Origin of the sequence: Streptomyces sp. NPDC000983, assembly GCF_040299205.1 — a bacterium.
Lineage (GTDB): Bacteria > Actinomycetota > Actinomycetes > Streptomycetales > Streptomycetaceae > Streptomyces.
The window spans coordinates 327,617-354,212 of record NZ_JBEPBM010000003.1; the positions used below are offsets into that span (position 1 = coordinate 327,617).

General features: G+C 73.7%; 18 protein-coding genes. 4 read left to right on the plus strand and 14 right to left on the minus strand.

Annotated elements, in window-relative coordinates; translation table 11 throughout:
* The first annotated feature begins 90 nt into the window (after positions 1–90).
* Positions 91–1,587, plus strand: a complete 1,497-nt coding sequence (locus tag ABT296_RS05515) for a hypothetical protein (RefSeq protein ID WP_351923478.1) — start codon at positions 91–93, stop codon at positions 1,585–1,587.
* Between the two features lie 129 nt (positions 1,588–1,716).
* Here ABT296_RS05515 and ABT296_RS05520 read toward each other — a convergent pair whose 3' ends face one another.
* The 8 genes from ABT296_RS05520 to ABT296_RS05555 all read right to left on the minus strand — a co-directional run bounded on the left by ABT296_RS05520 (position 1,717) and on the right by ABT296_RS05555 (position 12,717).
* On the minus strand, positions 1,717–4,359 hold the full coding sequence (locus ABT296_RS05520) for a SpoIIE family protein phosphatase (RefSeq protein WP_351923480.1): 2,643 nt from the start codon (positions 4,357–4,359) through the stop codon (positions 1,717–1,719).
* 262 nt (positions 4,360–4,621) lie between these two features.
* Positions 4,622–5,017, minus strand: coding sequence for an ATP-binding protein (locus tag ABT296_RS05525; protein ID WP_351923482.1), 396 nt, complete (start codon positions 5,015–5,017; stop codon positions 4,622–4,624).
* A 174-nt stretch (positions 5,018–5,191) separates the two neighbouring features.
* Positions 5,192–5,590, minus strand: a complete 399-nt coding sequence (locus tag ABT296_RS05530) for a (deoxy)nucleoside triphosphate pyrophosphohydrolase (RefSeq protein WP_351923484.1) — start codon at positions 5,588–5,590, stop codon at positions 5,192–5,194.
* Positions 5,591–5,621: 31 nt separating this feature from the next.
* Entirely contained in the window at positions 5,622–5,813 is a 192-nt protein-coding gene (locus ABT296_RS05535; protein WP_351923486.1) for an SPOR domain-containing protein, read from the minus strand.
* A gap of 370 nt (positions 5,814–6,183) precedes the next feature.
* Positions 6,184–6,936 (minus strand): GntR family transcriptional regulator, encoded by a 753-nt coding sequence (locus tag ABT296_RS05540; protein ID WP_351923488.1) that lies wholly within the window; start codon positions 6,934–6,936, stop codon positions 6,184–6,186.
* 147 nt (positions 6,937–7,083) lie between these two features.
* Positions 7,084–8,259, minus strand: coding sequence for a DUF4190 domain-containing protein (locus tag ABT296_RS05545; RefSeq protein ID WP_351923490.1), 1,176 nt, complete (start codon positions 8,257–8,259; stop codon positions 7,084–7,086).
* A gap of 233 nt (positions 8,260–8,492) precedes the next feature.
* Positions 8,493–10,067: a S8 family peptidase gene (locus tag ABT296_RS05550; protein WP_351923492.1), complete on the minus strand. Its 1,575-nt coding sequence runs from the start codon at positions 10,065–10,067 to the stop codon at positions 8,493–8,495.
* A gap of 265 nt (positions 10,068–10,332) precedes the next feature.
* Entirely contained in the window at positions 10,333–12,717 is a 2,385-nt protein-coding gene (locus ABT296_RS05555) for a DUF4132 domain-containing protein (protein WP_351923494.1), read from the minus strand.
* A 158-nt stretch (positions 12,718–12,875) separates the two neighbouring features.
* On the opposite strand from ABT296_RS05555, the gene ABT296_RS05560 reads away from it, so the two are divergent.
* Entirely contained in the window at positions 12,876–16,421 is a 3,546-nt protein-coding gene (locus ABT296_RS05560) for a DUF4132 domain-containing protein (protein WP_351923496.1), read from the plus strand.
* Here ABT296_RS05560 and ABT296_RS05565 read toward each other — a convergent pair.
* On the minus strand, positions 16,330–17,205 hold the full coding sequence (locus ABT296_RS05565; protein ID WP_351923498.1) for a ThiF family adenylyltransferase: 876 nt from the start codon (positions 17,203–17,205) through the stop codon (positions 16,330–16,332). The genes ABT296_RS05560 and ABT296_RS05565 overlap by 92 nt on opposite strands.
* A gap of 259 nt (positions 17,206–17,464) precedes the next feature.
* Here ABT296_RS05565 and ABT296_RS05570 point away from each other — a divergent pair, with 259 nt between their 5' ends.
* The gene (locus ABT296_RS05570; RefSeq protein WP_351923500.1) at positions 17,465–18,820 is read left to right on the plus strand and encodes a M14 family zinc carboxypeptidase; all 1,356 of its coding nucleotides are present in this window, start codon (positions 17,465–17,467) and stop codon (positions 18,818–18,820) included.
* Here the strand turns inward: ABT296_RS05570 and ABT296_RS05575 are convergent.
* The 5 genes from ABT296_RS05575 to ABT296_RS05595 all read right to left on the minus strand — a co-directional run bounded on the left by ABT296_RS05575 (position 18,805) and on the right by ABT296_RS05595 (position 25,064).
* Positions 18,805–20,061, minus strand: a complete 1,257-nt coding sequence (locus ABT296_RS05575; RefSeq protein ID WP_351923502.1) for an ATP-grasp domain-containing protein — start codon at positions 20,059–20,061, stop codon at positions 18,805–18,807. The two genes, ABT296_RS05570 and ABT296_RS05575, sit on opposite strands and share 16 nt — an antisense overlap.
* Before the next feature lie 37 nt (positions 20,062–20,098).
* Positions 20,099–21,289, minus strand: coding sequence for an ATP-grasp domain-containing protein (locus ABT296_RS05580; RefSeq protein WP_351923504.1), 1,191 nt, complete (start codon positions 21,287–21,289; stop codon positions 20,099–20,101).
* Positions 21,290–21,376: 87 nt separating this feature from the next.
* A complete protein-coding gene (locus tag ABT296_RS05585; RefSeq protein ID WP_351923506.1) occupies positions 21,377–22,474 on the minus strand; it encodes a 3-methyl-L-tyrosine peroxygenase-related protein in 1,098 nt (365 codons plus the stop codon).
* 274 nt (positions 22,475–22,748) lie between these two features.
* On the minus strand, positions 22,749–24,092 hold the full coding sequence (locus ABT296_RS05590) for an aldehyde dehydrogenase family protein (protein WP_351923508.1): 1,344 nt from the start codon (positions 24,090–24,092) through the stop codon (positions 22,749–22,751).
* Positions 24,093–24,392: 300 nt separating this feature from the next.
* A complete protein-coding gene (locus tag ABT296_RS05595; protein WP_351923509.1) occupies positions 24,393–25,064 on the minus strand; it encodes a cyclase family protein in 672 nt (223 codons plus the stop codon).
* A gap of 467 nt (positions 25,065–25,531) precedes the next feature.
* Between ABT296_RS05595 and aroF the strand changes: the two genes are divergently transcribed.
* Positions 25,532–26,593, plus strand: coding sequence for a 3-deoxy-7-phosphoheptulonate synthase (gene aroF / locus ABT296_RS05600; RefSeq protein ID WP_351923510.1), 1,062 nt, complete (start codon positions 25,532–25,534; stop codon positions 26,591–26,593).
* Positions 26,594–26,596 lie beyond the last annotated feature (3 nt).

Sequence of the window (26,596 nt, forward strand, 5' to 3'; positions counted from 1 at the left end):
GCCCGGGCCGGCCTGCTCCACGGCCCGGACGCCCCTCCGACGGCGCGACCCCGGTCGCGCCCTCGGTTTCCTGCTCATACGCTCCGAAATGTGACGTCATCCTTGATCCGGGGTCGGCCCCGGCGGGCCGCCGGGCACATATCCGTGCTGGCGGCGCAGGCCGTGGTGGGTGTGGTGATCGCCGTCGTGTGGCTGGTGCTGCCGGGAATGACGTCCGGGACGGACGCCCCGGTCGCGGTCGCGCCCGACCGGCCCGTGGCCAGTGCCGCCGCCCAGGAGGAGCCGGCCGGGTCGGACGCCGCGGACCTGGTGCTTCCGCTGGTCGTGGCGGTGGCCGCGGTCACCGTCGCCGGGTACGTGTACCTGCGCCGCAGCCGCAGGGCCCGCACCCGCACCACGCCGGGCGGCCCGGCCGGGCCGGCGGCCGGGCCCGCCGGGACCGATCTCGACGGACGGGCCCGCGGCCTGCTCGTCGCCGCGGACGACTGGGTGCGCACCAGCGGCGAGGAGCTGTCCTTCGCCGAGGAGCTGTCCGGACCGGGGGCCGCGGCCCCCGCCGCGCGGGCCCTGCGGGAGGCGCGGTCCGAGCTGGCCTCCGCCTTCCGGATGCGGCAGCGGTACGACGACGGGCTGCCGCAGGACGAGGCGGGACGGCGGCACGCGCTGGCCGGGATCGTCGGGCGGTGCGAGGAGGCGGGCCGGCGGCTGGACGCGGAGGCGGCGGGGTTCGACCAACTGCGCGGCCTCGAAGCGGACCTGACGCGGGCCGTCGCGGTCGCCGAGGGCCGGTTCCGGGACCTCGCCGCGCGCACGGCGGGCGCGGACGCCCTGCTGGTGGAGCTGACCGGGCGGTACGGGCCGGCGAGCACCGCGGGGGTGGCCGGGTATCCCGAACAGGCCATGGACCGGCTGATGTTCACCACGTCCCGGCTCAACGAGGCCCGGCAGGCGGCCGACCGCGGCGAGACCGCGGAGGCGGTACGGCAGTTGCGCACCGCCGAGGGGGCCGTCGCCCGGGCCGCGGTGTTCGTCGGTGCCGTCGAGCGGCTGGCCGGGGAGCTGGCGGCGGCGGACGCGCTGGTGGCGGCGGCCCTGACCGGCGCCGAGGCGGAGATCGCCGGGGCGCGGGCGGCCGGCGGCCCGGGGAAGGCGCCGGACGCCCGGATCGGGCATGCCGACGAGGCCCTGGCCGGGGTGCGCGAGGAGGTGAGCGGGGGGCCGTACGACCCGCTGGAGGCGCTGCGGCGGATCGTGCGCGGTGTCGCACCGGTCGCGGACGGCCGGGCCGGGGTGCTGACTACCGCCGCTTCCCTCGTGGCCCATGCGTCCGTGGCCGCCGCGGACGATCACATCGCCACGCACCGGGGCACGGTGGGGGCTGCGCCCCGCACCCGGCTCGCCGAGGCGCGGCGCCTGCTGGCCGCCGGGCCCGGCCTGACCGATCTGCTCACCGCCGACGCGCTGGCCCGCCGGGCCCGGGAACTGGCGGCCCAGGACACCCGTACGCCCGCCGAGCCCGCGGGGGCCGCCGAGCCCGCCGGGGTCGCCTCCTACGGCGGCCCCCGCACCTGGGCCCGCCGGCAGTGACCGGGGGCCGGGTGGCACGGGCGGGCGGCGCGGGCGGGCCGCGTCGGCCCGGGCGGTGGCGGGCCTGCCGCTCGGGCGGGTCCTTCGGTCGGGCGGGTCCTTCGGTCGGAGCTCGGGCGGGTCCTTCGGTCAGAAGAGGCTCAGGAGGGCTTCCGCCGGGTCGGTGAGGCCGGTCTCGCCGTCCGGGAGGGGCAGCTCGAACCAGACCGTCTTGCCGCGCGGTGTACGGCGTGAGCCCCAGGCCGCGCTGAGCAGGCCGACGAGTTGCAGGCCCCGGCCGCCCTCGTCGGTGTCCCGCGCCCGGCGGCGGCGGGGCTGTACGAGGCCCGCGTCCCAGACCTCGCAGACCAGGGTGCGGTCGAGCAGCAGGCGGAGGCGGATGTCTCCCTCGCCGTACCGCAGGGCGTTGGTGACCAGCTCGCTGACCAGGAGTTCGGTGGTGTCGACCAGGGGCTCCAGGTCCCAGTCGAGGAGCCGGCGGCGGGCGTGCTCGCGGGCGCGGCCCACACTGCGCGGCTCGCGCGGCAGCGTCCAGTCGCCGACGGACCCGGCGGGCAGGCCCTGGACGCGGGCCATGAGCAGCGCGATGTCGTCCTCGCCGTGGTGGGTGTCGAGGGTGTTGAGGACGTGGTCGCAGACGTCCTCCAGCGGGCGGCCGGGATCGGTCAGCGCCCCGACGAACGCCTGGAGGCCCTCGTCCAGGGGGTGGTCGCGGCTTTCGACCAGTCCATCCGTGTAGAGCGCGAGCAGGGCGCCCTCGGGGAGTTCGACCTCCACCTCCTCGAAGGGTTCGCCGCCGACGCCGAGCGGCATCCCGGGCGGCACGTCGAGCATCAGCGCGTCCTCGCCGGGTTCGACCAGGACGGGCGGCAGATGGCCGGCGTTGGCGAAGGTGCAGCGGCGGGTCACCGAGTCGTAGACCGCGTACACGCAGGTGGCCAGGTAGACCTCGGACAGGTCGGCCTCGCGCGGGCGGCGGGCCGCCCGGGTCGCCTGCTGGACGCCGCCCGGGGCGCCGAGGCCGCGGGCGATCTCGTCCAGCGCGCTGAGCACTTCCGCCGGTTCGAGGTCGAGCAGGGCCAGGGTGCGTACGGCCGAACGGAGTTCGCCCATCGCCACGGCGGCCCGCAGGCCGCGTCCCATCACGTCGCCGACCACCAACGCGGTGCGGTGACCGGGCAGTTCGATGACGTCGAACCAGTCCCCGCCGACCTCGCTCGGCCGGTCCGGGGAGGCGTTGCCGGGCAGGTAGCGGCAGGCGATGTCCAGGCCGGAGGCGACCGGGTCGCCGGGGGGCAGCAGGGAGCGCTGGAGTATCAACGCCCGTTCGTGCTCGCGCCGGTACAACCGGGCGTTGTCGATACAGACGGCCGCGCGGGCGGCCAGCTCGACGGCGAGGTCGCGGTCGCGGTCCCCGAAGGGCTCGCTGCCCTTGGTGCGCGAGAACTGCGCGAGTCCCACGACCGTGTCGTGGGCGACCATCGGCACGGCCAGTGTGGACTGGACGAGACCGCCCTCCTCGGCGGGCACGAAGCGCGGCCGCGCGGTGCGCAGGGCGTCCGCGCAGGGGGAGTTGAAGGGGTAGTGGTGGACCGCGCCGACCCCGACGGACGCGGCGCCGCCGAGGAAGGGGGCGTCGGAGACCGCGCTGGCGTAGGCGACCCGGCGCAGTTCCGCGCTGCCGTCGGCGAGCCCGGGCGGGGTCTCGTCGCCGGCCAGCAGGCCCTGGTAGAGGTCGACGGTGGCGAGGTCGCAGAAGCCGGGGACGACGACGTCGAGCAGTTCGCGGGCGGTGGTCTCCAGGTCGAGGGAGTTGCCTATCCGGGCGCCCGCCTCGTTGAGCAGGGCGAGGTTGCGCCGTGCGGCGGCCGCCTCGCGGGCGGCGGCCCGGCGGGCGGTGATGTCGGTTCCGAGCCAGGCGATGCCGATGGGGCGGCCGGAGCCGCTGTGCACCCGGTAGAGGTTGATCGACCAGTGCCGGCGCTCGTCGGAGTCGGGCAGGAAACCGGTGACGTGCATGTCGGTGATGGACTCGCCGGTCTCCAGGACCCGGCGCAGGGTGGCCGTCACCCGCTCCGCCTCCGGCCTGGGCAGGTAGTCGTGGACGCCCTTGCCACGGTGGTCGTCGGGGCTGCCGCCGAACAGCGAGGCGAACCGCTGGTTGGCGCGGCGGACCCGCAGATCGCTGTCGATCAGCAGGAACCCGAACGGAGATTGACCGAAAATGGCCTGCGAGGCGGCGAGGTCGGTCTCGATCCGGCGCAGGGTGCGCACGTCGACGACGATGCAGACGGCGGCCTTCTCGCCCTCCTCGGTCCGCGTCGGCATGACGTAGACCTCGGCGAGGGCCTCCTCCCCCAGGGCTCCGGGATCGGCACCGGGTTCCGGCTTGCGGAAGGGGACGACGCCGGTCCACTCCCGGCCGTCGAGGATCTCGGCCATCTTGCGGTGGCCCTGTTCGCGCCGGTCGGGGTCGATGAACGCCGCGATGGGGTCCATGCCGACGGCGCGGTCGGCCGGGATGCCGAAGAGCTGCTCGGCACGGAGGCTCCACTGGTCCACGAGGCCGTCGGGGCCGATGGAGAAGGACGCGACGCGGATGTAGTCGTACATGGAGCCGGGCGGACTGCTCTGCCACATGGCGTCGGCGAGCGGCACCCCGCGGTCGCCGTGGGCGCGCGTCGCATCGGCCGCGGTGGCCGCCGCGGACTCCGCCCTCGCGCCGTCCGACGGGTCCTCGGACTCCGTGGCCTTCGCTGGTATCTCGCTCACGCGAACCGTCCCCTCCAGCTCACCGCGTCCGGCACCGGTCACCGAAAGGCGGCTGCCCGCAGTATCCAGCACTACGGCGCCGCACAACACGGTGTTCACGATCACAGCACGTTCCCGATCGTTTCTGGACCGGACCGTGGAAACACTTCCAGTCTTCTAACCAGCCGACACGCTGTCGAATCACGCTCTTCGACAACTGCCAGTGGCCTGAACCAGCCGCTCGACAGGGTCACCGCGGACGTACAGCGCGGGCGGGCGGTTCTCAGGGCACGGCGAGCTCGAACCAGACGGTCTTGCCGGCCTCTCCGGGACGGGTACCCCAACGGCGCGAGGAGTGGGCCACCAGTTGCAGTCCGCGGCCGCTCTCGTCCTCGGGCCGGGCGACGCGTTCGCGCGGCAGGTCCGGGAGCGGGTCGGACACCTCCACCAGCAGTACGTCGCCGGGCCGGGCCGGGCGGACCAGCCGGACGCCGATGGGGCCGGTGGCGTGCCGCAGGGCGTTGGTGACGAGTTCACTGACCAGGAGTGCCGCGATGTCGGCGAGAGCGTCCAGCTCCCAGTCGCGCAGCCGGCCGCGGACGGCGGTCCGGGCGGCACGGACGGCACCGGGTTCGGCGGAGAAGGTCCACTCGACACAGTCGCCTTCGGTGTCGAACACACCGATCACTTCCCGGCAGCAGACCCACCGATGTCCGGTTTCGTGGGGTTAATGGGCACATACCCGATATTCAGGGGCCTGTATCGCCGGGCGGGCGCACAGTGGCGTGAACGGCGCACACGGCGTGACGCTCCGCGCGCCCTCACCCGGGGCGGGCCCGCTTTCGGGCGGGTGTCACTTCAGGCGGGCCGCCACCTCGCGGACCGCCGGAACGTCCTGCTCCAGCCAGGGCACGTCCCACAGCCGGTCCGGGGTCAGCCAGCGCAGCTCGTCGTGGTCCTGGAGCGGCTCGGGGGCCGGGGAGTCCGGAAGGAGGCGGGCGGTCCAGACGCGCAGGGCGTACGGGGAGCGCAGCGGCCACTCCCCCGGGACGCGCTCGACGGCCTCGGTCTCCACGCCGAGTTCCTCGCGCAGTTCGCGGACCAGGGCCGCCTCGGGGGTCTCGCCCGGTTCGACCTTGCCGCCGGGCAGCTCCCAGCGGCCGGCCAGTTCGGGGGGCGCGCTGCGGCGCGCGGCGAGGAGGCGGCCGCCGTCGAGCAGGGCGGCCCCCACCACCACGATCGGTTCGCTCATGCGCCGGAGCCTACGGGAAGCCCGGGGCGGCTCAGTTGGCGGTCTCGGTGCCGCCCTGGACGATCCGCTCGACCCAGTAGAGCTGCTTGTGCCCGCGGGAGTCGAGGCTGTCGGCGATCTTCTGGGCCTCCGCCCGGGTCGCGTACCGGCCCACGCGGTAGCGATTGCCGTTGTCGTCCTGTCGTATGACGAGCCAGGGAAGAGTGATCGTGCCGTCGTTCATCACGCCCCATCGCTCCTTCCCGCCCGAGGCCGCCCGAGTCCCGCCCCCAGCCTTCGGCCGGGGGGACCCCCGTCTCGCGTCGCTCGCGGCCTGTGCCGTGCCCCGTCCGATAAGGAAACCGCAATCCGCATATGCCCGAGCCTACGCCCAACCTTTACGCAGCGAATACGGCTTTTCACAAAGAGGTACGCAACCGGCCAGGGCACAGGGGGCGCACGGCAGCGAACGCGCCGTCCGGGCAGGCCGATGCGTCCGGTCAGCGGCGTGCCGGACGCATCGGGGACGACCTGCGAGAACGACCAGATTCCAACCCCGGTCGGCGGGACTCCGGTTGAGTCGGCGCCGGGGGCAACCGGCCCGGAGTTGTGCGCTACTTCACGGGGAGGTGGTAGGAGACCCGGTAGCGGTCGGCCGGGACGACCACGTCGGCGGTCTCCACGGGGCGCCCGGAGGCGTAGTAGGTGCGCTGGATGACGAGGACGACATGGCCGGGCACACCGCCCAGGGCGTGGAGCTCCTCGGCGAGGCCGGGGCGGGCGCCGACCTCCTCGGTGACGTTGTCCACGACGAGGTCGATGGCGCGCATGCGCTCGACGACGCCCATGCCGCCGAGCGGGCCCTCCTCGGGCAGCATCACGGGGGTGCGGCCGGTGACGGAGAGGGGCTCCCAGGAGGTGGAGAGCATCATCGCCTCGCCGGCCTCGCGGAAGAGGTATCTGGTGCACATGACCCGGTCGCCGGGCTTGATGCCGAGCCGCTCGGCGACCGACACCACCGCCTCCGTCTGCGAGCTGCTGGACTCCCAGGTGCCGCGCGACTCGCCGTCGGTCTGCTCCTGCCGGAAGGGCGTGGCCCCGCCGGTCGGGCGGAACCCTGAGCGGGCGATGCGGCGCGGCACCGGGCGCTCGCGCACATAGGTGCCCGATCCCGAGCGGCCCTCGACGAGCCCCTCGGCCATCAGCACCTTGCGCGCCTCCAGGGCGACGGTGTCCGAGACGCCGTACTCCTCGCGGATCCGGGCCTGTGAGGGGAGCCGGGTGTGCGGTGGCAGTGAACCGTCGACGATCTTCTTGCGGAGATCACCCGCGACGCGCAGGTACGCCGGCTGCTCACCGAATGTCACTGGCCGCTCCCATCAGGTTGTACAGACAGCAACAGCGTGGCAACCGTGGGTTGTGCCATGCAAGCAAAGGCCAGAGAATCACTCGATGTGATGACTTGTGGTTGCGGCGGGCCCTACGCAGGCACTTTCTCCCCGTTCTCGCGGCGATCACACATCGAGTTCCCCGCCCTCCTCGTACTCCCCTTCGTAGGACGGCACCGTGGTGGCGAGGCCCAGAGCCTTGCGGGCGGTGACCGTCGTGGAGCCGTCGACGTAGTCGTAGCCGGCGTCGTAGTGCTCGTAGAAGGTGTCCACGTCGTCCGTGGCGGCGGCCTTCGCCCAGTGCGAGCGGGCGTCCTCCATGTCCTCGGCCAGGGCGGTGACGGCCTTGCCGGACCCGCCCTGCCAGTCGCGCCCCTCCAGCGCCTCGATCTGCTCGGCGAGCACGGCCTCGACGTCCTTGGCCCAGTCCGTGTTGACGGGCAGGTCGTCCTCGGGATAGTCCTCCGGCTCCTCGAAGAGCACGTCGTCGACGGCGTTGAGCGCCTCCAGCAGGGCGACCTGGTCGTCGTCGAGGGTGGTGCGGTCGCTGCGCAGGGAGCCGGTGAGGGTGCCCTTGTCGTCGAGGCTGCCGTACAGGCAGGTGATCTCGCGGTCGCCGAAGGCCCAGCTGTCGCGGGACGGCACGAGGTAGTAGACGCCCACGTCCTCGGGGACGGCCCAGTAGTCCATGGCGTACTCGGTCTCCAGGACGTAGCACTTGTCCTCGGCGGTCCGGGTCACCGAGTCGTCGCCGGGGAAGCGTCCGCCGGGCAGCTCGACCACGGCGAAGACCTCGCCGTCGTGGCGCCCGGCGCAGGGCACCTCCGTCACGTCGTAGGTGACGCCCTCCAGGGAGTCGGCCGGGGAGTCGAAGCAGTCGCCCTTGGCGAGCGCGTAGGCGGTGCCCTCGCCCCTCGCCGCCTCCTCGAAGGCGTCCGCGACGTCCGAGACGACGCCGGTGGACAGCACCACCGTCCACAGGACGAGCCCGACGCCGGACACCACCGCCCCGGCGATCGCCATCCCCCTGCCGCGCTCGCCCCGCCTGCGGATCTGGGCCAGCGCGACCAGCCCGAGGACCAGGCCCACGGCCGGCAGGAAGCAGAGGATGCCGAGGACCAGCGCGGCGATGGCGAGGCCGTTCACCGGCGCGGGCACGCCGTACGGGCCGAAGGGGTGGTACGGGTAGGGCGCGTACGGGCCCGGCACCGGGGCGGGGCCCGTCGGGTACGGTCCGTACGGCCCCGGGGGCTCCTGGGGCCCGTGCGGCTGGTGGGGCCCGGGGGGCGGGGGTATGGACACGACTACCGTGCTCCTGGTTCGGGCGGCGGGAACTGACCTACGGGAACCCGCGCACGGGAACTGACGTACGAAGGAACGCACGCATGGTATGCGGGGCGCGGCCGGGGACGGAACGCGGTTTCCGCTCTGCCGGAAACGCGGCTCGCCCCCGCCGCGGGCTGGGTGGCTGACCCAGACCCCTCGACGAGGGCGAGTACGCGTACGGCTGACCGTGGGAGGCCGGCGTCAGGGCGTCAGAACTGCAGCGCCCAGGCGTCGATCCGTCCGGTGTCCAGGTTCGCGTTGTCGCTGACCCTGAGCTTCCACGTCCCGTTGGCGGCCTCGGAGGAGGCGTTCACCGAGTACGTGGTGTTGATGTTGTCCGAGCTGCCGCCGGTGCCGTACGCCTTGAGCGTGTACGCCGAGCCGTCGGGGGCGATCAGCTGGACCTGGAGGTCACCGATGTAGGTGTGGACGATGTTGACCTGCACCGCGAGCGCCGAGGGGGCGTTGCCGCTCACGCCGGAGACGGTCACCGGGGACTCGACGGTGGCGTTGTCGCTGATCGTGTAGTCGCCGGTGTTCTCGAAGCGCGGTCCGGGCGGGGTGGTGGTGCCGCCGCCGACGTGGAGCAGCAGGTTGGGCGAGCCCGTGCCGGGGCCGGTGACGACGTTGGGGGTGGCCGCGGTCGTCAGCGCCGTGGAGACCTGCGCGGGGGTGGCCGTCGGGTTGGCGGCCAGGTAGAGCGCCGCCGCGCCGGCCACGTGCGGGGTCGCCATCGAGGTGCCGGAGATGGTGTTGGTGGCGGAGTCGCTGGTGTTCCACGCCGAGGTGATGGACGAGCCCGGCGCGAACAGGTCCAGGACGGTGCCGTAGTTGGAGTAGCTGGCCCTGGCGTCCGTCGAGGTGGTGGCGCCGACGGTGATCGCCTCCGTGACCCGGGCGGGGGACCTGGTGGAGGCGTTGGTGGACTCGTTGCCCGCCGCGACGGCGAAGGTGACGCCGGAGGCTATGGCGTTGCGGACCGCGGTGTCGATCGCGGTGTCGGCGCCGCCGCCGAGGGACATGTTGGCGACGGCCGGCTTGACCGCGTTCCGGGCGACCCAGTCGATACCGGCGACGACCTGCGCGGTGGTCCCGGAACCCGAGTTGTTCAGCACCCGCACACCGACGATCCGGGCCTGCTTGGCGACGCCGTACGCGCTGCCGGCGACGGTTCCGGCGACGTGCGTGCCGTGTCCGTGGCCGTCCTGGGCGGTGTTGTCGTTGTCGACGGCGTCGTAGCCGTAGGAGGCGCGGCCGCCGAAGTCGCTGTGGGTGATGCGCACGCCGGTGTCGATGACGTACGCGGTCACGCCCTGCCCCGCCGAGTCGGGGTAGGTGTAGGAGCTGTTGAGCGGGAGGGCGCGCTGGTCGATGCGGTCCAGGCCCCAGGAGGGCGGGCTGGGCTGCGTGCCGGTGATGCTGAAGGTGCGGTTCTGCACGACCGAGGCGACGGCCGGGTCGGCGGCGAACCTCTTCGCCTCGGCCGCGGAGGCCTCGACCGCGTAGCCGTTGAGCGCCTTCTTGTACGTGCGCTCGATGTCGGCCCCGTACTTCTGGGCGAGTGCCCGGCCCTCGGCGGAACCGGCGCGGGCCGCCTCCGGCTTGAGGGTCACGATGTAGCTCTCGGCCACGGCGTTCGCCGCGCCGGCGTACTGGACACGACCCTCTCCGGCGGTCGGGGAGGCGCCGGCGGGGAGAGCGGAGACGAGGCCCGCGGTGAGTACCGCGGAGGCGGTCAGGCCGATCGCGGCCAGTCTTCGCCGGGTGGAACGCGTCACTGCCATCTGAGGGATCCTCCTCAATCGGTGGTGCGCTGGTGGGGGGTGGTGCGGGCATGCCCGAGCCCGCCCAGAATGGGCGTGATCATGTCAACTGTGCTGTGCGGACTCTGTGCACCCGCCGAAAGATTGAGGCTTCCACAGGAATTCCACAAGGGTCCTGCACGGACGTAACACACGTGCCATACAGCCGACATGACGCGTCATCACTTCCGGCGCGCCACTCGGCTGCCGCTCGGCGGGGGCGGGGAGCGCCGGGTGCGAGGCGGCGTCAACCGCGGCCTATCTGGCGGCTGATGGTCTCGTCGGCGATCTCCGTGTCGGCGGCGAGCAGGAGCGCCTTGCTGAGGATCAGGGAGAGCCGCTCGTCCTCGAAGGGAAGGAACGCCCCGCGGCCTCCGCCCCGGCTCCCGCGGGCGGCCGGGACGATGCACAGGTAGGCGCCGTCCGGGTCCATCAGGACGTTGGCCGAGCCGAGATGGATGCGGTACGTGCGCAGGTCGCCGCGGACCACCAGGAAACGGCCGTCCAGCGAGCAGCGGTCGGCGATCCCCAGGCGGGGCACGATCCGCTCCAGGACCTCGCGGCGCGCCTCGGCGGTCGGGGTCAGCTCGCCGAAGGAGGCCCGCTCCCAGTAGGCGCGCTCACGGCCGCCGTCGGCCCAGTCGGGGTCGGTGGCGATGGAGGTGACGCCGACGAACAGGTCCACGTCCCGCATCGCCTCGCTGAACACCAGCTCGGGCACCTCGGCGAGCGGCACCTCGCGCCAGCCGTCCCCGGCCCGGCCGCCGTACGCCCGGCCGGTGTTCGCACGGCCGCCGTACGCCCGGTCGGCGTCGTCCGTGCGGCGGTCGAACCGCACCTGGTCGGTCACCGCGAGTTCGTCCTCGCCCGACCGGTCGGACCAGTGGTGGTGGAAGCGGATCCGCCACTCCCCCGCCGCCAGCACCCGGTCGGCCGCGTCGCCGTCCCCGTCGTCCCACGGTCCGAGCCGGCGGCTGGACCAGCCACGCGCGCGGAACAGCGCGAACAGGCGCCGGTAGTGGACGATGTGCGCCGCGAACCGGTTGGAGTGGACGCGGGTCTCCTCCTCGGCCGGGGTCGGCCGGTAGGTCTCCCGGAACGCCTGCTTGAACGGCTGCCGCAGTCCCGCCTCGGTCACCAGGTCCCGCCGGCCGCGCACGGTGTCGGCGTCGGACCGCAGGGGGTGCCAGAGCCGTACGGCCGCGTCGTCGGGCGCGTCGGGCAGTGCGTCCGCCGTCGCGGGCAGTACGGCGCGCCAGTCGCCGGGAGCCACCTCGATCTCCCAGAACAGCCGGGCCACCACGGCCCGGGCCAGCGGGTGCCCGGCCAGCTCGCGCCGCCACCAGCCGTACGGGTGCGCGGAGTCCACGGTGAACGAGCCCTCCAGCGCGCGGGCGAGCGTGAGGAGCTGCGCGTCCACCCGTTTGACCAGCTCGCGCATCTCCTTCAGCAGCGCGGGACGGTCGCGGCGGACCGGCGCCGGGGTCCCGCGCAGCGGGCGGCCGTCCTTCTCCCAGGTCAGAGTGGCGCTCTCGGTGACCGTGACGACCGCGGTGTACTCGCCGGCGGGCCTGCGCAGGACGCCGTCGTCGGCGAAGTCCAGCCGGGGCAGCCGGAGTGCCACGTCGGTGCGCTCGGCGAGGGCCGCCTCCGCCTTCTTGAGCATCTTGTCCAGCTGCTTGGGCACGCCCGCGTGCCGGACCCTGCCGCGCACGGTGCGGACCGTGGTGATCAGCTCGGGGGTGGGGAAGTCCTGGGCGGCGCGCATCAGTTCGTAGAGCATCGCCTGCGAGGGGAGCGTCCTGGCCTCGGTGGGGGCGAGGGCGACGCCGGGGAGCAGCCGGTCGAACAGCTCGGGGAGCCAGGGCTCGTCGCGCAGCAGGGCCACGCGGGCGGCCTGCCCGACGGCGAGGACCTCCCGGTCGGTGAACGCCTTGTCCGCGCGGTAGGGGATCTCGCCCGACCGGATGGCGTCGGTGCGGGCCGCCGCGGCTTCCAGGGCGCGCCGGGCGAAGGCGACGTAGGCGGAGTTGCCGGCCGATCTGCGCCAGGCGTCCGGGGGCGGCGGGGTGCCGAACGCGGAGTCGCGGTCGATGGCGGCGAGCGGCATCTGTTCCGCCAGGGGCAGGGCCGCGACCACCGCCGTCTCGTCCGCGACGACGGGGCCCGCGTCCCGGGCGAGACGGTCCTCGGCGGCGCGCAGTGTCTCCTCGCCGCCGAGCCGGGCGAGGGCGAGCAGCGCGTACGGCTGGCGCACCTTGTCCTCCGCGAGCCGCGACCCGACCAGGGCGCGGACGGGTTCGGCCAGGTCGGGCAGGGGGCCCGTGCACTGCTCGACGGCGGTCAGGCCCAGGGTGAGGTCGGCGGCGGTGCCCGACCCGGTCCGTACGAGGAGCGCTTCGAACATGCGGCGGCACGCCTCGGGCGTGTAGCGCGGCTGCCGTGACTCGGTCGCCCGTTCGATGACGGCGCGGGCCCGGGCCGCCGCGCCCGTCCACCGGGTCACCGCCTCCAACTCGGCGCACAGGAGCCCGAGTTCCGCGTCGTCGATCATCGAGACGTCGGGCGACGGGTCGTCGAAGGTGGAGTCGGGGTCGGTCAGCGCGTTCATCAGCCGGGCGGCGAGGTTCATCGGGCGTGCCTCTCGGAGCCTGTGCGGATCATGGCAGCGGCCACTGACAACGCCGCCTCCGCGGCCTTCGGACGGTCACTGTCAGTGGCGGCGGCTACGGTGGCAGCCACGTGGATCGAGTGATCACCGGCCGGGGGGCCGGGCGGAGGGGAGTGCCTGTGCAGCGCTGGGAGTCCGCCGGTGACGGTTCGTCGGAGCGCGGGGAGGGGGAAGCCGCGGGGGCGGCGGTCACCGTGCGCAACGAACCGGGCGGTGATCACGAGGTGGCGGCCACGGGGGCCGACCGGGCGCCGGGCGGGGCGGGGGTCGACCGGCCCGACGAGGACGGCTTCGTGCTGCCCGTCGCCTGGCGGCGTCTGGTCCAGCCGCGGCGCGGTGGCGTGCGCCGGACCGTCCCCGAACCGCACGCCGAGGCCGGGGACCTGCTCGCCGGGCGGCTCGGGGAGGAGCGGGAGTGGATCGAGGAGATGCTCGCCGCGCCGCGGAGCGAACCGGAGATCGTGGACGCGATCCGCGCCCAGCTGAAGGGAAGTCCGAGCCCGCTCGGCGCGGCGGCCCTGACCCCCATGACCCTGCACTACCAGCTCCCCGAGGCCGTCTTCGTGGACGCCTGGGTCCGCGCGCACGGCCCGGTGTTCGCCGCCCGGGCGGTGCTGGAGTACTTCGACGTCGAGGCGCACTGGACGCAGTACGGCGCGCGGCGGGAGAACGCCCGGATCGGCTTCCGCCCCGCTACGGCTCCGACGGACGCCCACTGGACCCGGCCGTTCGCCGACCGGATGCGGGCCCTGCTCGCCGTGGCCGACGAGGACACCTACCGCCGGACCGTCGCCATGCTGTCGAAGTGCCGCACCAGCACCCGCCGTCGGGTCGTCGTCTCCTACCTCGTCCCCGGTGAGCGCGACTGGGTCGCCGAGACCTGCGCGGAGGCGGACCGGCTCGACCCGACCCTGCGGGCGATGCTGCTGTGCTCGCTGCACTCCCCCGCCCAACTGGTGCCCTTCGGCACCGACTTCGAGCTGGCCTACGCCGACTGGTCGATGTCCCTGGTCGCCACCCTCGCCGAGGGGGTCGGCCCGGACATCGCGCCCGTGCTCCGGCGGGGTATCGAGGCCGCCCACGACTCCGACCGGGTACGCACGTTCGCCGGCGCCCTGGTGGAGCTGCCGACCGACGACGCCTTCCGGGTCCTGCTGGAGCGCGCCGACGACAAGAACGTACGGCCGTCCCTGATGGAGGCGGCCCGGCGGTGGCCGGTGCGGGCGCTGCGGCTGATGGGCGCGGCGGCGGGCGGTGCGTCGGCAGGTGGTGCGGCGGCGGGCGGGGCGTCGGCGGGTGGTGCGGCTGCGGCCGGTTCGGTGGGGAGCACCTCGACGGTGGAGCGGCTGCTGGTCGGGCACATCGCGGCACACCCGGAGCTGACGGCGGCGGTCCTGCCCGAACTGCCCGCTCAGGTGGCCGAGTTCGTGGCGCCGCGGCTCGCCCTCCGGGACCGGGTGGCCGAGGCTCCGGCGGACGCCCTGCCGGAGCTGCTGGTCAGCCCGCCGTGGACGCGGCCGCGCGAGGCGGTCCGGGCGCGGGTCGCCGCCGAGCCGCCGGCCGTGCCGGAACCGCGGGTCGTCTGGCTGCCCGGGGAGCGGGAGTCCTGGTCCGCGGTCACCTCCTGGTACGCGTCCTGGCGGGGCGGGCACGAGTGGCGGGAGGAGATCGCGCACCTCCGGAGCGGCGGCCGGCTGTCGGACGTCCGGGAGGCGCTGCTGTTCGTCACCGCGCCCGAGGACGTGGTCCGCCCGCTGCTCGCCCACTGCGCCCCCGAGGACTACTGGGACGGCGAGGCGTCACTGAAGCCGGTCGCCGCCCGGTTCGGGGTGGACGCGCTGCCGCTGCTGCTGAGCGGCGCCGCCCGGCAGCCCGCCACCCTGAACGTGCTGGTCATGCCGTTCCTCAGTGTCGAACTGGCCGGTCTGGTCGCCGACTGGCTGGCCCGGCTGAAGTCCGCGGACGCGGCGGGCCGCGCCTGGCTGAGGCGGCACGGTACGGCCACCGTCCCGTATCTCGTCCCGCACGCGGTGGGCAGGGCCGGGCACGCCCGGCGGGGTGCCGAGCGGGCGCTGCGGCTGCTCGCGGAGGCGCACGGCGCCGAGGCGGTACGGGCGGCCGCCGCCGGGTCAGGTCCGCAGGCCGCGGACCTCGTCGCGGCGGCGCTGGCCGCCGATCCCCTGGTGAGCGCCCTCCCGGCGCGGCTGCCGGCGGTCGGCGCCTGGGCCGAGCCCGCGCTGCTGCCGCAGCTCGTCCTCAAGGAGGGCGGGGCGCTGCCCGCCGAGGCGGTGCACCACGCGCTGACGGTCCTCGCGCTGTCCAAGCCGGGCGACGTCTACCCCGGGCTCGACGTACTGACGGAGGCCTGCACGGCCGAGTCGCTGGCCGCGTTCTCCTGGGGCCTGTTCGAGCTGTGGCTGCTCGCCGGCATGCCCCCGAAGGAGAGCTGGGCGCTGCACGCGCTCGGCTGGTTCGGCGACGACGACACCGTGCGGCAACTGACTCCCGTGCTGCGCGCCTGGCCCGGCGAGGGCGCCCACCACCGGGCGGTGGAGGGGCTGGCCGTGCTCGCGTCGATCGGTACGGACGTGGCGCTGCTGCATCTGCACACCCTCGCCCAGCGGGTGCCGTTCAAGGCCCTGAAGCTGCGCGCCCAGGAGAAGATCGCCGAGGTCGCCGAGGGGCTCGGGCTGACCGCGGAGCAGCTGGGCGACCGGCTCGTCCCGGACTGCGGTCTGGACGCGGACGGCGGCACCGTCATCGACTACGGCACCCGGCGGTTCCGGGTCGGGTTCGACGAAAAGCTGCGGCCCTTCGTCCAGGACGCCGACGGCAGGCCGCGCAAGGCGCTGCCGCCCCCGGCGGCCAAGGACGACCCGGAGCTGGCCCCCGCGGAACGCAAGCGGTTCGCGGCGCTGAAGAAGGACGTCCGGGCCGTCGCCGGGGACCAGGTGCGCCGGCTGGAGGCGGCGATGGTGACACGGCGGTCCTGGACGGCCGCCGAGTTCCGCGAGCTGTTCGTCGCGCATCCGCTGCTGTGGCATCTGGTGCGGCGGCTGGTGTGGCTGCGCGAGAGCGACGGCACGGTGACGGCCTTCCGGGTGGTGGCGGACCGTACGTTCGCCGACGTCGGGGGCGAGGTGCTGGCGCTGCCGGAGGGGGCGGGCGTCGGGCTCGCCCATCCGCTGGACCTGGGCGGCGAGTTGGAGGCGTGGTCCGAGCTGTTCGCCGGCGAGGGGATCGTGCAGCCCTTCCCGCAACTGGGCCGGGCCGTGCACGCCCTGACCGCCGAGGAGGCGGCCGGCCACCGGCTGGCCCGGTTCGAGGGCGCCGTCGTGCCGGTCGGCAGGCTGCTCGGTCTGACCAGACGCGGCTGGGAGCGCGGCAAGCCCCAGGACGCGGGCGTGGAGCGCTGGTTCCACCGGCGTATCGACGAGGGCCGCCATCTGGTCGTCGACCTCGACCCGGGGATCACCGTCGGCGCCGTGGACATGCTCGGCGACCAGACCTTCCAGGCCGTCTCGCTGAACACCACCCCGGACGACTACTGGCGCAGCGGCGACCGCGGCCGCCTCAGCTTCGCAGGCCTCGACCCGGTGACCGCCTCCGAGCTGCTCGCGGACCTGACGGAGGTGACGACGGCGGCGGAGGCGACGGCGGAGTGACCGGCCGTCGCCCCGGCCCGTCACGGCCCGCGCCGGCCGCCGCTCCCGGGCCGCGCGTCCCGGCGCGGCGCCTCACTTCCCGGACCGCAGTGAGCGGCGGTTGCGCAGCCAGGTGACCAGCCACAGCACGTTGATCCCGCCCGGTACGACCAGAACGGCGACAGAGTCGGCGTTGCCCGCCGGGCCCACGAGGTGCCGAAGACGAGACAGACCTGGTCGGCCCGGCGGCGGATCGAGCCGGGCCGATCGGCGGCGAGCAGCAGTAGCTCGTGGGCGGGGCCGCCACCGGGTGCTCCCGTGCCGGTCGTTCGGTACCGGTCGCTCCATTACCGACGGTTCCGCTGCCGGTCAGGAGGTCCAGCAGGTCCCCGGGCCCACGGACCTCGCGGCGCTCCCCGGTCACGGTCGTGTCGGAGTTCAGGGCGCGCAGCGCGGCCGGCGCGGCATCGGTCTTCGGGGTGCCGAAGTCCTGTTCGCGGCGGAAGGTACGCCGGTTGAGGTTGGGCAGTTCGACGACGTCCGGGTCGACGCAGTGCAGCCGCCCCACCCCGGAGGCGACGAGGTCACGCGCGGCGGCTCCGCCGGTGCCGCCGACACCGACCAGCAGGACCCGGGGTCGGCGCAGGCGCAGCCGGGGCTCCCAGGCACTCTTTCCGGGCCGCAGATCCATCCGGCGCGGCAGGGTCGTGCTCCTGCCGTACCGCTCGCGTTCCCGCTCGGTCAGCTCCTCGGGCGGTGCGGCGCCGGCGTCCTCGACGTACCCGGCCTCCGTCAGGTCGGCCATGGCCACCGATCCGAGGTCTCCGCATCACCCGCACCGTCGCCTTCGAGCCGTTCTCGTCAGTCCCAACCACCCAGCGACAAAGCACGTTGACAACGGTGTCCCGTAGAGCGAACGCTGGCAAGAGCGCAACCGATCACCGCACGCCCACCCCCGCCGAAGGGACACGGTATGCCGAACAAGATCGAGATCCGTCCGCTGGACAAGAAGGAGACCACCGGGGACTCCGGCGGCAACGGCGGCTCCTGACCGGACACGGCCGATGGACCGTTACCCCACGGTCGCGGAGGTGACCGAGTCGGCGCGGCGGCTGGTGGACCGGTTCCCCGGGACCGGCCGCCTGCGCCGGGTCGGGACGTCCCGGGCGGGCCGTCCGCTGCTGATGCTGTCCGTGGGACACGGGCCGCGCCATGTCCTCCTGGTCGGCCGGCCGCACCCCGACGAGCCGGTCGGCGGCGCGACGGTGCTCGCGGTGGCCGAACTGGTCGCCCGCGGCGACGGCCCCTCCCACGCGACGGACCCCGCGTTCGCCACCTGGGACATCCTGCTCTGCCTCGACCCGGACGGCGCCGCGCTGAGCGAGGGCGTCGCCCGGACGACCTCCGGCACGGCCGCCCCGACCTTGGCCGACTACTACCGCGCGGCGTTCCGCCCGGTGGCGGCGGAGCAACCGGAGTGGGCGCCGATCGTCTCGCGTCGACTCCCCGAGAGCCAGGCGCTGTTGCGGGTCATCGACGAGCTGCGGCCCTTCCTCCAGTGCTCGCTGCACAGCGTCGACGCGGGCGGCAGCTGGATCCAGCTGACCCGCGACCTCCCCGGACTGGCCACTCCCTTCGGGGAATCAGCCGCCGAGCTGGGCATCCCGCTCCAGCACGGCACGTACGACGCCCTGTACTGGGACAACCCCAGCCCCGCGATCCACGTCCTGCCCCCGGCGGACAGCACCGCCCGTCTGGCGGCCGGTTCGGAGGACATCGAACGGTCCACCTGGTGTGCGCCGGTGCGGTACGGCGGCGCCACCGCGATCATCGAAGTGCCCATGTGGGCGACGGACCTGGCCGACGACCCGTCCCCGCACCCGGACGCCGCGAACGCCCTGCACGGCCTGTCCGCCCTGGTGCGCGACGGAGGACGACAGGTGACCGCCGTACTCGACAGGGCGCGCGGTTTCCTGCCCCCGGCCGAGGAGAGCCCTCCGCGGCGGGTGCTGGAGTGGATGGCCGAGGACCTCTACGACCTGGTCGCCGAGTCCTGGGAACCCCTGGCCCGGCAGGCCGCGGAGCCCACCACCGACCCGCACCGGCTGTCGAGGGCCCAGATCTGCGCCCTCGACGTGGTGGCCCGCCGCCAGCCCCTGCGCGCCGCCGGTCTGCTGTTGCGACTGCTGGAGGAGTCGGACGACCGCTCCGCCCCGGCGCTCCACCGCGAACTCGACGGGCTCTTCACCACCTGGTGCACGGATTTCGAGCGGTCCCTGAACCTGCGCCGGGTCCCCGTCGCCGCGCAGGTCCGTCATCAGACCCGCACGGTCGTGGCGGCGGCGCACAGCGCGCTGCACGTGCTGGGGCACCACCAGGGGGGCGGTCCGGCCGGGCCCCGGGCTCAGGCCAGTTCGTAGAAGCCTTCGCCGTCGAGGTAGCGGGTGGTCAGGGCGTCGCGGGCGACGGTGGCGGCGATCTCGTGCAGGAGGTAGACCCGCATCGGGAAGGTCCAGTCGTCGGTGGACGGGTGCACGGTGTCGCCCGGGTGGGTGCGGAACAGTACGTCGTGGAAGCTGTCCAGGGCGCGCAGTTCGGCGAGCCGGGGGTAGGACTTCAGGGTGCCGCCGCGGGGGGCCACCATGTTGACGATGCGGGCGTGGCGGCCGACCCGGTAGTCCTCGCCGGCCGCGGCGCGGAAGGCGTCCGGGTCGGTGCAGGCGTCGACGGTGAGGTCGAGCTGGCTGGTGCCGAGCGCGGCCGTCACCGGTACGTGGACGTCGGCCCCGCAGACCCGCGCGCCCGTCTCGACCAGCCGCGGGCCGTTCGGGGTGAGTTTCAGTTCGGTGTGCGCGGGCCCGTGCGCGATGCCGAGGGCGTCGAGCACCCGGAAGGTGTGCTCGACCAGGCTGTCCTGTTCCGGTCCGCGCCGGGTCAGCAGCTCGGCTCCGGCCGCCAGTTCGGCGACGCCGTTGGCGCTGAGGGTGTGCATCCGCCAGATGTCGCAGACGCGGTGGACGCCGTCCCGGCTGACCGTGTTGACGATGTACTCGTGGCCGACGAGGTACTCCTGCGCGAGGACGGCGTCGTTCGACTGGCCGAGCACGCTCGTGGTGCCGTGCAGTGCCTGGAAGGCCGCCTCGACCTCCTCGGCGCCGGAGCAGTAGAAGACGCCGTCGCTGCCCGCGCTGCTGACGGGTTTCAGCACGACCCGCCCGCCGTCCACCTTCTCGTACCAGCGCAGCAGTTCGTCCCGGTCGGCGGTGTGGAGCTGCTCGACCGCGGGCAGGCCGGCCGCCCGGACCGTCTCGATCATGCGGTACTTGTCGCGGCGGGCCGGGCTGAGCGCGGTGCCGTTCGACGGCAGGCCGAGCCGTTCGCCGAGGGCGTCGGCGAGCAGCACCGCGCGTTCGACGCCGGCGACGAGGGCGACGGGCCGGTGCGCGGTCAGTTCCCGCAGCGTCTCGTCGAGGTCACCCCGGTGGACGAGGTGTGCGTCGAAGTCCTCGGGGCGGTAGCCGCGTGCGTAGTTCGCGGGGATGTCCGGGGTGCTCTGCAGGTGCACGCAGGTGTGGCCGCGGCGGCGGAAGAGCGGCGCGAGACAGCGTGCACTGGCGTAGGCGTCGACGATGACGACCACCGGGGCGCTCGCAGCATTCATGGGTTCCTCACGGGTGGTTTGGCTCGGGACGCGGGTCTCAGTCGGCGGGGCGGGTCCGGATCCGCACCCGGGCGGCCGCGGCCTCGGCGCGGTCCACGGCCTCGGCGGCGTCCCGGCCCACCGCGATCACGTCGCCGCACAGCCGCTCGGCGGACCAGGTGACCCGCGGTATCACCGTGCCGGGCCGCGCCGTCACACCGAGGGTGACGCCGTCGAGGCCGTCTGCGGGCAGGTCGACCTCGGTCACCACGCCCGGCTCCGCGGACAGGAACCGGATGGCCGCGCCGCCGAGCGGGGCGGGCACCTCGCCCTTCCAGGGTTCGAGTCCGAGGGGGACCGCGACCGCGGCCCGGACCAGGTCCACTCCGTAGGCGAGGCGGACCAGTTCGGGGATGTTGTCGCCGCCGGCCCGGTTGTGGGACTCGATGATCCGCAGCCCGCCCGGCGTGATCATGATCTCGGTGTGGGAGGGGCCCTCGACCAGGCCGACCGCGTCCAGCAGCCGTCCGGTCAGCTCCGCGATCTCCTGGCGGGTGGGCTCGTCGACGGTCGCGGGGACGGAGTGACCGGTCTCCACGAAGCCGGAGCCGAGGAGTTTGTCGGTGACGGCGACGACGGTGTGCGCGCCGTCGGCGGAGAAGCCCTCCACGCTCACCTCGCGGCCGGTGAGGAACTCCTCCGCCAGCATCTGCGCGCGCCCGGCGGCCTCGACCAACGACCAGGTCCCGGCGGCCTGGTGAGGGCCGTCGACCTTGTGCACGTCGCGGCTGCCGCCGAAGTCGAGGGGCTTGACGATGCCGGGCCCGCCGATCTCGTCGAGGAACGCGGCCAGTTCGGCCGCGTCGCGCACGACCCGGAACCGCACCGGGGAGAGGCCCACCTCGGCGAGCCGGGCGCGCATCGCGGCCTTGTCCTTGAGCAGGGTGACCGTGCGCAGGGAGTTGCCGCCGAGCCCGAACTCCTCGTTGAGCGTGGCCGCGGCGACCAGTCCGAGTTCCGCCGGGGAGAAGAACCGTGCCACGGGCAGCCGGGCGTGCAGCGCGCGCCCGGCCGCCAGGAGCGCCTCCCGGTCACCCAGGTCCACCTCGACCACCTCGGCGCACCAGCGGGCGGAGACCTTCGGGTCGTACATGCCGGCCTTGGCGAACTGGACGATCTCGCAGCCCAGTTCGGCCGCGGACCTCAGCACGCTCGGGCGCCCGCCCAGCAGGCCAATACGCGGAGCCATCTGTCGTACCTCTCCGATCTGTTCTTCGTGGGGTCCGGTCCTCGTGGGACTGTTCCCCGTGGGGGAGGCCGGCTTGTGCCGGGCCGGTCAGCGGTCGAGCAGTGTCACGTTGTCGCCGAAGCGCATCAGCGGGCGGTACTCGCCCGCGCGGGAGTGGCGCATGGTGCGCAGCATGGCGATGGCGCTGCCCGCCGCGTCGTCGGCCGCGATGATCGAGCTGTCGTCGCCGACCAGGGTGGCGGTGATGGTGATGTGCTGCTCGATGTCCTGGAGGTCGGCTTCGAGGAGCGCGTCGCGGGCCAGCGCCACCTCGGGGGCGTTGGCGGCGAGCTTGTCGAAGGAGTCGGTCCAGGTCCTGGCCAGGGTGCGCATGGCCTTGCGGAACGCCTTGTGTTCCGGCTGGGTGCGTCCGGTGAGCGCGGCGGGGACGGCGGGCGGGCTCATGGTGGGCCGGACCTCGGCGTCGTAGCAGGGCGCGGACATGTCGCCGGAGTGCATCATCGCGGCGGTGAAGGCGCGGACGTACACGGCCGCCTCGCGCAGCGCGTCCCGGGCGCCGTCGGTCTCGCCCTCCTTGTTGTGGGCGAGGGCGCGGGTCACCGCGTCGGCGGCGGCGAGGTTGAGCACGAAGTAGAAGTGGTGGGTGATGACCCAGCGCGTCAGCTCGTCCTCGGCGGGCACGGCGGGCGCCGGGCCGGCGGGGGCCGAGGGGGAGGCGGGGTCGCGTTCCGCGTCCCTCGGGGCGAGGCCGCGCAGCACCTGGATCACCGCGAGGACCTCCGCGGCCTGCTGGTTCAGCGTCAGACGCGCGATCCGCAGGTCGGCCAGGGCGCGGGCGAGGACGACGGTGACCTCGGAGACGAGGCGGGCGTCGTCCACGGGGGCGGTGCGGACCCCGAAGTAGTCGTGGTTCGGGACGATCGGGGTGAGCGCCTCGGCGTCCATCGGCGCCACCTGGGCGAGCTCGGCGAGCCGGTCCGTGGCCGTGACGGCGCCCTCCAGGGCCGCGCGGATCTCCGCCGGGCGGGCGCCCCGCGGGTTGAGCAGTTCGCCGTGCAGGCCCTCCAGGGCGGTCACCGCTTCGTCCAGGGCCGCCTCGACGGGCGCGGCCGGCCGGGACAGCGCGCGGACCAGGTTGTTCGCGGGGAGGACGACGAGGGGGAGGTCGGGGCAGGCAGCAGACATGTCAGACACCTCGGTACGTCATGGCGTGGAACGGTGGAAGGGGCGGGGCGGTCGGCGTCCGCCTACGAGCGGGTCCGGCGCCGGTTCACGAGCAGGCCCGGCGTGGGCTGACGAGCAGGCCCGGCGCCGGTTCAGGGCAGGCGCTGGGCCCTCGCTCACAGCGGGCGCTGCGGCCCACCCCTGAGCAGGGGCTCGGCGCCGGCTCAGGGACGGAGGCTCGACACCCACCCGGCAGCGGGCGCCCGGCACCCACCCGGCCGCAGGCGCTCGGCACTCACCCGCGCGCATGGCCGCGGGCCTCGTTGAGGAACTGGCCGAGGTAGCCGTCGTGCGGCAGGTACGGGTCCTGCCACCACCGGTCGACCGGGCCCTCGACGACGGTCCGCACCCCGGGCAGCGCGAGTGCCTCCTCGACGAGCGAGGCGTCCTCGGTGAGCAGGCCGAGGGCGAGCGAGTCGTCCAGCGGTGCCATGCCGTCGGACCTGCGCCAGGGCGCCACCCACGCGCAGGGGAAGGGGAGTTCGGTCGCGAGCGCCGGGTGGTCGGGGCGGTCGAGGGCGAACACGGCGGGGTGCAGGGCGACGGCCTCCCCGCCGACGGGCGTCAGCGGCCCGTCCGGCAGGTGCGCCGCGACGAGGTCGGGAGCCGTACCGGCGGCGGAGGCGGCGACCGCGCGCAGCGCCTCGGCCTCGGAACGGGGCCGCACCGGCAGCACCGCGCGGGAGTCGGTGACCGGGTGGGCGGGGAGCGCGGCCAGGCGGGCGGCGAGCCGTTCGGCCAGCAGCCGGTGGTCGCCCGTGGTCAGGACGGCGGTCGTGTTGGTGCAGCGCACTCCCCCGTCCCCCGCGATCTCGGCGACGAGGTGGTCGAGGACGGCGTCGTCGACCTCGGTGTCGACGAGGATCTTGCTCCGTCCGGGCCCGCGCACCAGCACCCGGTCGTTGCCGCGCAGCCGGGCGACGGTGTCCTCGCCGCCGTAGACGAGGGCGAGGTCGCCCGCCTCGGTGAGGGCGTCGGCGGTGGCGTGTCCGCCGGGGAGCAGGCCGATCCGGTCGGGGTGGAGGCCGGCCGCGAGCAGCGCGCGGACCAGGCGCAGCGGGGTGAAGGGGTCACGGCCGCCGGGGCGTACGGCGACGCGGTAGCCCATGGCGAGCGCCTGGAGCCAGGCGCCGTGGGTGCCGGGGTGGTTGCTCGGCGCGACGACCGACAGGACGCTGCCGCGGCGTACCCAGCGTGCCGTGGCTCCGGCGCCGGCCGGTATCTGCCGCCGGACCGCCTCGCCGAGCGACTCCCCGTCGCGGGCCACGCGTTCCAGCACACCGCGGGCCACCGTGACGGGCACGCCGGAGGCGAGCGCCTGGAGCCGGCAGTACTCCTCGGGGCTCTGGCCGCCGAGGGTCGCCTTGGCGAAGAGCCGGCCGGCCTCGGCGAGGACGGCGAGGGTTTCGGCGGGCCCGGGTTCGGGTGAGCGCCGCATGGTCTTGACCGTCAGCCGGGCCACGAGGGGCGGGACCTCGTGCACGGTCGCCAGGGGTTCGCCGGTGACAGCACGCAGGACGCGGGTGTCGCGGGAGGTGCGTTCCTCCCCGGCGCGCAGAGCGGGAACGGGTAACAGCACGCGATCAACTTCCTTGAGGCCGGGCTCGGTCCGGTGTCGCGTCGGCCGGCCCCGGTCGGGCCGGGACCGGCGGACGCGGAGAGTGCGGCGCGATCGACGGGCGCCGCGGATACGGCGGAACCGGTGCGATCGACGGGCGCCGCAGGTACAGCGACACCGACACGACCGGCAGGCGCCGCGGATACGGCGGAACCAGCACGACCGGCAAGCGCCGCAGGTGCAGCGGCACCGGCGCGATCGACGGGCGCCGCGGATACGGCGGCACCGACACGACCGGCAGACACCGCAGTTACGGTCGGGTCAGAACGGCCAGCCGTCGAAGACCACGGCGCGGGCCGGCGCGGCCTCCACGTCGGCGACCTTGATCGGCAGCGCCATCAGCTGGACGACGGGGTTGGTGACGCGCCCGAGGTTCTGGATGTTCTCCAGGATCGGGATGCCGGCGGAGAGCAGGGCGCGGTGCACCTGGCCGCTGCGGTCGTCGGGCCGCTCGGTGATGCAGTCCATGCCGACCAGCACGGTGCCGTTCTCGGCCATCCACTCGGCCGCCGAGACGGTGAGGTACGGCGGCTTGTCCCAGTAGTCGTCGCGGCCGAGGTAGCGGTCGGGGTGGTCGGTGCGGATCAGCAGCCGGTCCCCCTCCTGCCACACGTCGCGCACCGCCTTCTCCAGGTCCTCGCCCGTGACCGGGTCCAGATCGCGCTTGTGGGAGAGGTCGGCGACGACGGCGCGGCCGACGAAGGTGCTCAGCGGCACCTCGTCGATCTTCTCCCGGTCCTCGAAGAAGTGGTAACCCGACTCCACATGCGTCCCGTTGTGCGGGAATATGTCCAGATTCGAGAAGGTCCTACCGATCCCGGAGGGGTCGGACTCCGGCGTCATGGCGCGCCGAATGTGGAATTTCGGATACCACGCGGCGTCGTACGAGGGCATGCCCTCGGACCAGCCCTGACTAATGTCGATCAGCTCCACACCGCACTCCGTCACCTGAGCGAAATTAATCCCGCCGGGACGACGGGACCGGAGAGAAGGTAGCACGCCCGACAGAAAACTCCAGAGCGATAAATTGACTGAACGTTCAACGGAATGGGGATTCTTTAATTCCGGCAACGTGGCCCCCGCATTGAGGTGCGATATTGGTTTAGCTTTTACCTATCTCCTCGACCTTATTACGTTTCCTTTACTACTCCAGCAAAATTTTGTACCTATACGCCCCACTTGGGCGGTTGGTCTGCCAGGAGACACCCTCTTTACACCTTCACGCCGGTATACGCGCAGGGATACCCATTCATACCTCGATGAGCTACATGTCTCGATTGCCTGATCCTTCCACTTCGCTCCGTGTCGGATTCCTGCTTGCGGGGCGGCAACCGGCTCGGCTACTGTCGCCGACGGCTCAATAAGGGAAACCTGCAATTAGCTCATGGAAGGTCAATTCCGTGATCGTGATAATGGATTCGACGGCACCCCGAGAAAGTGCCGACATAGTCGCCGATACCCTTTCGAGAAACGGAATCGACGCCTTCTTAACGGTTCTCGACAAGGCCGCGGTACTCGTCTCGGAGAGCGCCGGCACCCCGGAGCTGGCGAGCGAGCTCAGTGATCTTCCGGATGTCGCCGGGGTGCTGCGGGTGCCCGGGTCCCAGCGGCTCACCAGCCGCGTCTTCCGCGAGGAGAACACCCGCGTCAGGGTCGGGCAAAACGTTCAAGCAGTTTTCGGCGGAAACGACTTCGTGGTCATCGCCGGCCCCTGCGCGGTGGAAAGCCCCGAACAGATGACCGGAATCGTCGACCTGGTGCAGGCGGCGGGCGCGATCATGCTGCGCGGCGGTGCCTTTAAGCCCCGCACCTCCCCGTACAGCTTCCAGGGGCTCGGCCTCGCCGGGCTCGCGCTCCTCGCCGAGCAGCGACGACGCACCGGACTGCCGGTGGTCACCGAGGTCGTCACGCCGAAGGACGTCGAGTGCGTCGCCGAGGAGAGCGACATGCTCCAGATCGGCGCGCGCAACATGCAGAACTTCGAGCTGCTGCGCGAGGTCGGCGCGGCGGGCCGGCCGGTCCTGCTCAAGCGGGGCATGTCGGCCACCGTCGAGGAGTGGCTGCTGGCCGCCGAGTACCTGCTGCACATGGGCAACGACGACGTCGTCCTGTGCGAACGCGGTATCCGCAGCTACGACCGCAGCACCCGGTTCACCCTGGACCTCGGCGCGGTCGCCGAGGCCAAGCGCCTCACCCACCTCCCGGTGATCGTCGACCCGAGCCACAGCACGGGCAAGCCGCACCTGGTCGGCCCGATGTCGCTGGCCGCGGCCGCCGCCGGGGCCGACGGACTCATCATCGACGTCCACAACGACGCCCGGGCCGCGCTCTGCGACGGCGCCCAGGCCCTCGACGGAGCCCAGTTCGCCACCGTGATGGACCAGTTGGGCCCGCTCCTGGAAGCCGTGGGACGCAGGCTCGCACCGACCGCCCACCCCGCCGGTTCCCTCGCCTCGGCCTGACAC

What these genes read in the sequence shown, in the direction of transcription:
- ABT296_RS05530 (WP_351923484.1), bottom strand. Translation starts at nt 5,590, where the DNA reads ATGAGCGAACCGATCGTGGTGGTGGGGGCCGCCCTGCTCGACGGCGGC.
- ABT296_RS05535 (WP_351923486.1), bottom strand. Translation starts at nt 5,813, where the DNA reads ATGAACGACGGCACGATCACTCTTCCCTGGCTCGTCATACGACAGGAC.
- ABT296_RS05550 (WP_351923492.1), bottom strand. Translation starts at nt 10,067, where the DNA reads ATGGCAGTGACGCGTTCCACCCGGCGAAGACTGGCCGCGATCGGCCTG.
- ABT296_RS05555 (WP_351923494.1), bottom strand. Translation starts at nt 12,717, where the DNA reads ATGAACCTCGCCGCCCGGCTGATGAACGCGCTGACCGACCCCGACTCC.
- ABT296_RS05565 (WP_351923498.1), bottom strand. Translation starts at nt 17,205, where the DNA reads ATGGCCGACCTGACGGAGGCCGGGTACGTCGAGGACGCCGGCGCCGCA.
- ABT296_RS05570 (WP_351923500.1), top strand. Translation starts at nt 17,465, where the DNA reads ATGGACCGTTACCCCACGGTCGCGGAGGTGACCGAGTCGGCGCGGCGG.
- ABT296_RS05575 (WP_351923502.1), bottom strand. Translation starts at nt 20,061, where the DNA reads ATGAATGCTGCGAGCGCCCCGGTGGTCGTCATCGTCGACGCCTACGCC.
- ABT296_RS05580 (WP_351923504.1), bottom strand. Translation starts at nt 21,289, where the DNA reads ATGGCTCCGCGTATTGGCCTGCTGGGCGGGCGCCCGAGCGTGCTGAGG.
- ABT296_RS05585 (WP_351923506.1), bottom strand. Translation starts at nt 22,474, where the DNA reads ATGTCTGCTGCCTGCCCCGACCTCCCCCTCGTCGTCCTCCCCGCGAAC.